General features: G+C 60.1%; 3 protein-coding genes and 5 pseudogenes. 3 read left to right on the top strand and 5 right to left on the bottom strand.

Annotation, left to right across the window (positions count from 1 at the left end; genetic code table 11):
* Positions 1 to 468, bottom strand: a pseudogene (locus AC07FD_RS31345) (IS66 family transposase); the annotation flags it as partial.
* 74 nt (positions 469 to 542) lie between these two features.
* Between AC07FD_RS31345 and AC07FD_RS31350 the strand changes: the two are divergent.
* Positions 543 to 1,566: pseudogene (locus AC07FD_RS31350) on the top strand (IS110 family RNA-guided transposase).
* Between the two features lie 274 nt (positions 1,567 to 1,840).
* Here the strand turns inward: AC07FD_RS31350 and AC07FD_RS31355 are convergent.
* Positions 1,841 to 2,023: pseudogene (locus AC07FD_RS31355) on the bottom strand (IS66 family transposase); the annotation flags it as partial.
* Positions 2,024 to 2,369: 346 nt separating this feature from the next.
* Positions 2,370 to 2,708, bottom strand: a complete 339-nt coding sequence (locus AC07FD_RS31360) for a hypothetical protein (RefSeq protein WP_378976377.1) — start codon at positions 2,706 to 2,708, stop codon at positions 2,370 to 2,372.
* An 877-nt stretch (positions 2,709 to 3,585) separates the two neighbouring features.
* Here AC07FD_RS31360 and AC07FD_RS31365 point away from each other — a divergent pair.
* Together AC07FD_RS31365 and AC07FD_RS31370 are read left to right on the top strand one after the other, a co-directional pair.
* Positions 3,586 to 4,416 carry an Effector protein NopP gene (locus AC07FD_RS31365; RefSeq protein WP_478352996.1) on the top strand — a complete coding sequence of 277 codons (831 nt, stop codon included), beginning with the start codon at positions 3,586 to 3,588 and terminating at the stop codon, positions 4,414 to 4,416.
* Between the two features lie 587 nt (positions 4,417 to 5,003).
* Positions 5,004 to 6,016, top strand: a pseudogene (locus tag AC07FD_RS31370) (IS110 family RNA-guided transposase).
* A gap of 360 nt (positions 6,017 to 6,376) precedes the next feature.
* Here the strand turns inward: AC07FD_RS31370 and AC07FD_RS31375 are convergent.
* Together AC07FD_RS31375 and AC07FD_RS31380 are read right to left on the bottom strand one after the other, a co-directional pair.
* Complete coding sequence (locus tag AC07FD_RS31375) at positions 6,377 to 6,607, bottom strand: hypothetical protein (protein ID WP_167391998.1); 231 nt, start codon at positions 6,605 to 6,607, stop codon at positions 6,377 to 6,379.
* A gap of 201 nt (positions 6,608 to 6,808) precedes the next feature.
* A pseudogene (locus AC07FD_RS31380) lies at positions 6,809 to 6,946 on the bottom strand (IS21 family transposase); the annotation flags it as partial.
* Positions 6,947 to 7,202: the final 256 nt, after the last annotated feature.

The following is a 7,202-nucleotide window of genomic DNA, read 5'->3' on the forward strand; positions in this document are numbered from 1 at the left end:
AGTTCGGCGTGCGGCATAAACTTGCCTATGCCGCGCGCGGCATAGGCAGGTTTCGATCAGTGAGGCGACGACAGCCCAGTGCTCGGCGCCGCCATCGGAGCCGGCGAAGAGGGCATTCTTGCGATTGAGCGCGATCGGACGGATGGAACGCTCGACCGTGTTGCTGTCTATCTCGATGCGGCCGTCATTCAGGAAGCGCGCGAGGCCTTCCCAGCGTGAGAGCGCGTAGCGGATTGCCTCGGCGAGCTTGGTCTTCTGGCTGATCAGGCCGAGCTTCTCGCGCAGCCAAGGTTCAAGATCGGCGATGATCGCAACGGTCTTTTCCTGGCGCACGACACGACGTTCATCGGCTGGTCGGCCGCGGATGCCGTCCTCGATCTTGTAGAGTTCGGCGATCCGTTTGAGCGCCTCGCTGGCGATCGGCGCGGGGCCGGCAGCGGCCAGTTCATAGAAGCGGCGGCGCACGTGATGGCATGGACGCCCCCTTCCGCTTCCGCCCTGTGGCGAGGAGTATGGGGCGTGGTCAAACAAAGGATATTGCCATGCCAGATGAAGTTCACGTGGTCGGTCTCGACATAGCCAAATCAGTCTTTCAGGTTCACGGGGCTGACGAGCATGGGAGAGCAATTGTCCGACGGAAGCTCAGGCGCGATGACGTGGAGCAGTTCTTTCGCGTCCTTCCGAGCTGCTTGGTTGGGCTGGAAGCTTGCCCGGGTGCACATTTCTGGGGTCGGCTGCTGCGCAGTATGGGGCACGAGGTCCGCTTGATCCCGGCGCAATACGTTCGGCCCTACGTAAAGACCAATAAGAATGATGCCGCCGATGCGGAGGCGATCTGCGAAGCAGTCACGCGACCGACGATGCGTTTCGTTCCCATCAAGGAAGAGATGCAGCAGGAGATCCTGGTCATCCACCGAGTTCGAGAGATGTTGGTTCGTCAGCGGACCCAGTTGATCAACGCGATCCGCGGTCACCTGGCGGAATTCGGCGTGATCGGTCCGAACCGGGCACACAACATCGGCCTTCTGACCGTTCTGATCGAAGATGAATCGGAAGCGCGTATTCCGCCTGTGGCGCGGCATGCGCTACGTTATCTCGTCGAACAGCTAAGAGAGGTGAAGACCAAACTCGCCCGGATCGACAGCGACCTGGTTGCCGTCGCGAGAGGTTCCAGCGCCTGCCGACGATTGATGACGATACCCGGGGTCGGCGTTGTCACCGCGAGTGCCCTGGTCTCGTCGATGCGGGATCCGGCCGACTTCAAATCCGGCCGTCATTTTTCCGCGTGGCTCGGGCTGGTGCCCAAGCAGCCATTCCACGGGCGGCAAGGAGCATCTCGGCTCGATCAGCAAACGAGGGAACGGCTATCTGCGCAAGCTGCTGATTCACGGTAGCCGTTCGATCATGCGCTGGCGAGGACGCACCTGGATTTGGCTCGCTAAATTGAGGGACCGGCGGCCTGCTAATGTTGCGGTCGTGGCGATCGCGAACAAGACGGCACGAGTTGTGTGGGCATTGCTGCGATTCGGTGGAACCTACGGCGCACTGGCGCGTGAAGCGGCATGATCTTCGCCGCCATTCTAATCGGCCCGGCTTCGGGCTGATGCGGTTGCGAGGGTAAGTAAGCAGGTGATGGCAAGACCGGGCGTACCGGGACCGGGTGAACCCGTTGGGCGCATCGAGCCTCGAGCTCGCGCAACGTGATTGGGGGCCGGTTCGCGGATATTCCATCAAGGCCCGTGGCGCAGGGTGCTCCACATCGTAGAGGCCGAATAGATGACTGCAGCCGCAGGCATTGCCGAAGCCGCGCATAAAGTCCTTGCAAAGTCGGGGGCGTCCATAGATGTGCCCAGCAGAATGCGAGCGTTACCCCGCTCTTGTCGGCGAGCACGCGATAGCCGCCATAGCCATCAACCTGCAGGATGCCGGTGAAGCCTGCGAGATGGGCGATCGGACGCTCCGCCTTGCGGTCGGGCGCGTAGACATAGGCGACGCCGGGCGGATCGGCTCCGTCCCATGCCCTACACAGCGGCGTTGGGGCCATCAGGCAGGCAAAACGACATCATTCTGGTCTACCGAAACTGAACAAGTGATTGCCCACGACGGATGAGATCGACAAGCGTTATTTTGTGACGAGCCCTGGAACCTCCCCGAGTATGTTCTTTGGTTCGACCGCGTCGCTGGTGTTCTTCCGTCCCGATCGCCCCATTTCACAGCCGCCGGGCGCAGGAGCAGTCGAGGGTGGCCGCGTTTTACGCGGCCACCGCAAGGCTTGGCCTTGATCGGCCCGAGCACGGCGGCATGCTCGATCGGATCGGGGGTGCAAAGCCCCGAGGGCTGGCGCAACTGGAAATACCCGCCGCAGTCAGCTATTGTCGTCCAGCGCGGGCGACCTCGTGGCGAAGCGTGGTGCACCGGCTGAAAGCGCCGCCGGGCCGCCTTATTCGAGCCTTGCCGGACTGAGGCGCCCGCGCCCTTTCCTTTGGCGGGCGCGGGCGCCAAGCCTCGACGAAGTGTTCGTAACCCTCCTGGGCCCGCTCGGCGACACGCATCTCTTGATTCCAAAGTTCCTTGACATTGTAAGCATAGGTCGGACCGCGGCGGTTGCCTTTCTTATGCGGCTTGACGGCCTGCAGCTCCATGTTGCGCATCTTGTGGGCGACCAGACTGGATCGCGCCCAGAGGTAGTCCTCTTGCTGCGTCAGCATATGCCGGCAAAGAACCGCCAATTTTCGTGCCACGTCGACGGCAGCAATCTGAGGGCCACGCTTGGCCCGGATTCGCGCTCACGGCTCAACCGGGCGAGTCGCGGAGGCGGCCAGCTACTAACACGAGCTCGCAGCTCATCGTGTGCATCGGCCTGCCCCCACCTTCGTGCTCCCGGTGCCTCCGTCCCGGATGGTCGCACCATACGCCGCGCATCAGAAAAGCGTAGCCGGACATCGGCACCAAGAATCTCATACCGGTTACAAACGAGATGGAAGTCTATTCCTCACCAAGGAATCCTGCCTGAGCTCCAAGCCTTTCGATCCTGCCCCCCGCATACCCAGCGCTGAACGGCCTCAGCTGCCCACTTACGTTGGTCTTGGCGGTTTCGCGCGGATGGCTTTAACCAAGGTTGCGGCCTACCTTGCTGGGTCTTTCGACTTGTAACCTAAGCTGCCGAGCAGGCGATAGCCGCCTCAAGCAAGAGCAAGGCGACGGCGCTCTGTTTCTTTTCGCCGGCAACACCTGCCAGAAGGTGTTGCGCGGGGCGTCATCGAGCAGGCAAGGACGAACTCCCAGCTTCAACGGCTCGACCGCAACGTGGTTTGCCCACGTTCTCGCTCTCTCTCTCTCATGCCGACGACGAGGCTGGACTGCTCCCCTTTGGATTAACAGCAAGCAAGATCCGAAAGTGCGGATGGCCTGACCTGCGGTAGGCCGCAGCCTTTTCAGTATCGCTAACAATTAAAACAGTTCGGAGTTTCGTTTCTGCATCCGGGAGAACTCATTCGTCAGCTAGTCGTCAACTAAACGGTCTATCTAGACCTGCGCGGTTAACCGGCCTGAACTCAATTTCGAAGGATAGGAGTGCGAATCGTCATGTATGGTCGAATTGGTGGCTCGTCCGACGTCCGCTACACGCGTAATGCCAGCGGGCAAGCAGATGCAGAAAATCAAGAGCTCGGGGACATGTTTGCCCGGATGCACTTAGCCGGATCCGATTCCAGCGGCGACTCATCGTCGGCGGCTACGCAACCGTACTCCCTCCATCCCAGACCTCCGGTGGTGGAGATCGACAGGTCTTCTTTCACGAGGGAGGTGAGGCAATTTCATGGCGATGAGATCATGCACATCGCCGACAATCCACAAGAGTATTCGGAATTCGTATCCTCCCGAGCCAGACGCGCTGCGGACGTTGCTAGGCAATACGGCATTCGCCGAGACACGGAGCAGGCGCGATATTTCAGCTACCAATTGGGAAACCAGAGTGCCGGACTGCTGAGAACGGAAGGCGGATTCAGAATGACTGATTTCGAATCCGACAGTTGGCGGCAACAATTTCCTGGCCGAACCGAGGTCACCTCCATAGTGGATCTACAGGTCGCTCATCCGCTGGCCGAGAATGCAGGCGATATTCTGCTGGAGCATCAACTTCGGATGGACGGCGAACGACCGTTGCTGAATTGGCGTGCGGCTAATCCAGAAGCACAAGCCCGCGCAGCGACGATGGGGTTTGTTGAAGTAGATGATTGCGACATGGTCCTTGACCCTACCCAGCATCCCGAAAAGTGGACGATGAACAGTGCCGGTGAATGGCAGCGTGCAGACAAACCGCCGCTCTATCTCTGCAAAACTGAGGACAGCGAAAGCAGTGATACCGAGAGCGCATCAGGTTCACCCAGATGCTCGTACGAGGATGACTTTATGTGACCGGACTCTTGTTGGATTTAGTCGCGATGGCGGGCGCCGCATCTGACTATATATGCTGTCCCATGTCATGCGCATAAGCGAAGCCGCTCGTCGGCAATGGCAGTGCGCGCAGCGAGCGGTATCCATTTGGCGTGGGTTCGCTAGCGGAGCCATTACCGCCTGCGCACCACAGGTTTTCTTTATGAACTTCGTAGATCCGAACGGTTTGTGATGACGGCATCAGCGAACGACTTGGCGCCGTCTTCTCCGACGCCATAGTCCCAGATCGAGTCAATCGAAACGCGCCAAGCTGAAACGACGTCGAGCCGCTCGGCTACCTGGCCGACGTGTTCGCCAGGATCATCACCGGCTACCCCAACAGCCCGATCGGCGACCCTCTGTCTAGGCGCATATATCGCCATGCAAGCAGTCCAGCAGCTGAAAACGACGTCTGCCGCGGCCCACGCCGGCTTCCGATTACATAGGGTAATCGCGGGGTTGGGAACACTGGCGCGGTTGCGATGCGTTGGAAGGATGGTTGCCCCCTATAGGATGAAATACGGGCTCACGACCACACAGCCGAGCCCAGCATCAAACGGGAGACAACCATGAAGCAGTTTATCGGCCTCGACGTGTCATTGAAAGATACATTCGTCTCGTGCGCGAAGGAGGCAAGCGGATCTGGCGCGGAAAATGCCCGTCCGATCCGAAACTGATAGCACAGGTCATCCGCAAGCGTGCTCCGAACGCCGAACGTGTCGTGTTCGAATCGGGACCCCTGGCGGTTTGGTTCTATCATGCGCTGACGCTGGAAGGCTTGCCGGCGATCTGCATTGATGCCCGCCATGCCAAGGCGGCGCTGGATATGGCGCCGAACAAGACCGATGCAAATGACGCGGACGGGCTCGCGCATCTTGCCGAGGTCGGCTTTTACCGCGAGGTGCGAGTGAAGAGCTTTGACAGCATGCTGGTTCGCACGCTCGTCGCAGCGCGCAATCAGCTGCTCAAGATGACAACCCAGCTGTCCAACCAGATCCGCGGTCTGATGAAGACGTTCGGCCTGGTCGTCCCAAGGGTGCGGGACGCGTGTTCGAGGACCATGTGCGCAGCCTGCTAGCGAACAATGCTGGGCTACAAGCAGATTATCATGCCGTTGCTCGATGCCTGGAGTGCGCGCCCGCGCTGCCGAATTGAGCAAGCAGCTTGTCGCTTCGGCCCGCTCGAGTGAGCAATGCCAGCTGCTTGCGTCGATCCCGGGCGTCGGCTCGGTGACGGCTTCCTCCTTCGTTGCGGCGATCGAGGATCCGGAAAACTTCAGAAAGTCGCGCTCGGTCGGCGCCTGGATCGGCCTAACCACCAGACGTTACCAATCGGGCGAAGTCGATTACGACGGTCATATATCCCGGCGGGGCGACAACCATCTACGCGGACTGTTGTATGAAGCGGCGACCGTGATCCTCACGCGCACCAAGGCCGATAGCGCGCTGCGTATATGGGCTTCAAGGAGAAAATCGGGTTCAAGCGAGCCGCCGTCGCGGTCGCGCGCAAGCTTGCCGTGATCATGCATGCCATGCTCCGAACGGGCGAACTCTTCGAGCGCTGCATCGCTGCTGAAGCCTGACATGCGCAACAAGACGCCAGAGGCAGCGCTCTTCTGAACTGACTTTTCTATCGTTTGCGCCTACGCTGTGGACGCGCCGATCCGTCCCTGTCGGGACGCGGACAGGATCATTCCGCGATGTGGGCTGCACTTGCCACTATTCTGGTAGCAAAGTGCGTCAATTACATTGGAAGATCCGTCCCACGAAGACCTATCCTGCGGCGGGCTGTCTCGACCGCGTAAACGACCCTGTACCCGGCAAACGGCATCACCCGCACCGCAGAAGTTGAAGGCGCTTTAAAACCAGCCAAGCTTACGACGGAACAACCAAACAACCGTAGGTCGGAGAAAGATCGAATTTAGCCTTGACGGAGCTGCGATTTAAACGACCCACATCGGCGGGCCGATTGCCCCGTATGGCTGGAGAACCTGCGCCAGTCCATCGCGCTCGTTGGCACGCCCGAGCGCTGCGTGCATGTGGCTGACCAGGAGAGCGACCTCTACGAGCTCTATTGCACCGCGCAGGCCCTTGATACCAGCTTCCTCGTGCGGGTGCAGACGAACAGGCTGGCCGAGCGGCCTGCCGGTTCTGCCCCACACGATCCAGCTCATCGCGTCTCTGCCCAACTTGCGGCGGCGCCTTGGTCGGGACATCGCATTACGGTCGATCAGGACGAGACGACCTGGCTGCAAGTGAAGTTCGCCGCTATCAATACCTTGGCGCCGGGGGGCAAGCACAAGTGCCACAGTCCGCAAGTTCTGACTTACATCCACGCCCTCGAAGAGAATCCGCCGCCCCGGTCACGAGCCGCCGCCGGCAATAGCAGCGCTTGACGTAGCCGAAGCCCGTGGCGTAAATCCCCAGTAGCGAGCAACGGCGTGCAGCCACACGTTGAACCGCACCTCCCGTGTCGCCGCACCGTGATGTTCGACCAGCGCCTTCGGGTTGTCGAACTTTTGTGTCCCGCGCGGTTATGTGCCCTGCCGCCAGCTTTTGAACAGTATTGTAGACCTGCACGACACATAGCGTGAAGGAGGCCCAGAGCCGATCAAGATCGGAAACTTGGTCGTCGGTCCGACATTCGAACGCGTGCGATTGTGGCGCAGCAGAAGACCTGACGACCGTTCAATTCGAATTGATGGCTGATGTGGGAGCTGGAAGGCCGAGCCAATGCGCAAGCAGCAGTGCCGACGGTGGCAACAGATA

The organism is Mesorhizobium waitakense (assembly GCF_056431085.1).

Coding starts and splice junctions, on each gene's coding strand:
- AC07FD_RS31360 (WP_378976377.1), bottom strand. CDS start 2,708: ATGCTGACGCAGCAAGAGGACTACCTCTGGGCGCGATCCAGTCTGGTC.
- AC07FD_RS31365 (WP_478352996.1), top strand. CDS start 3,586: ATGTATGGTCGAATTGGTGGCTCGTCCGACGTCCGCTACACGCGTAAT.
- AC07FD_RS31375 (WP_167391998.1), bottom strand. CDS start 6,607: ATGAGCTGGATCGTGTGGGGCAGAACCGGCAGGCCGCTCGGCCAGCCT.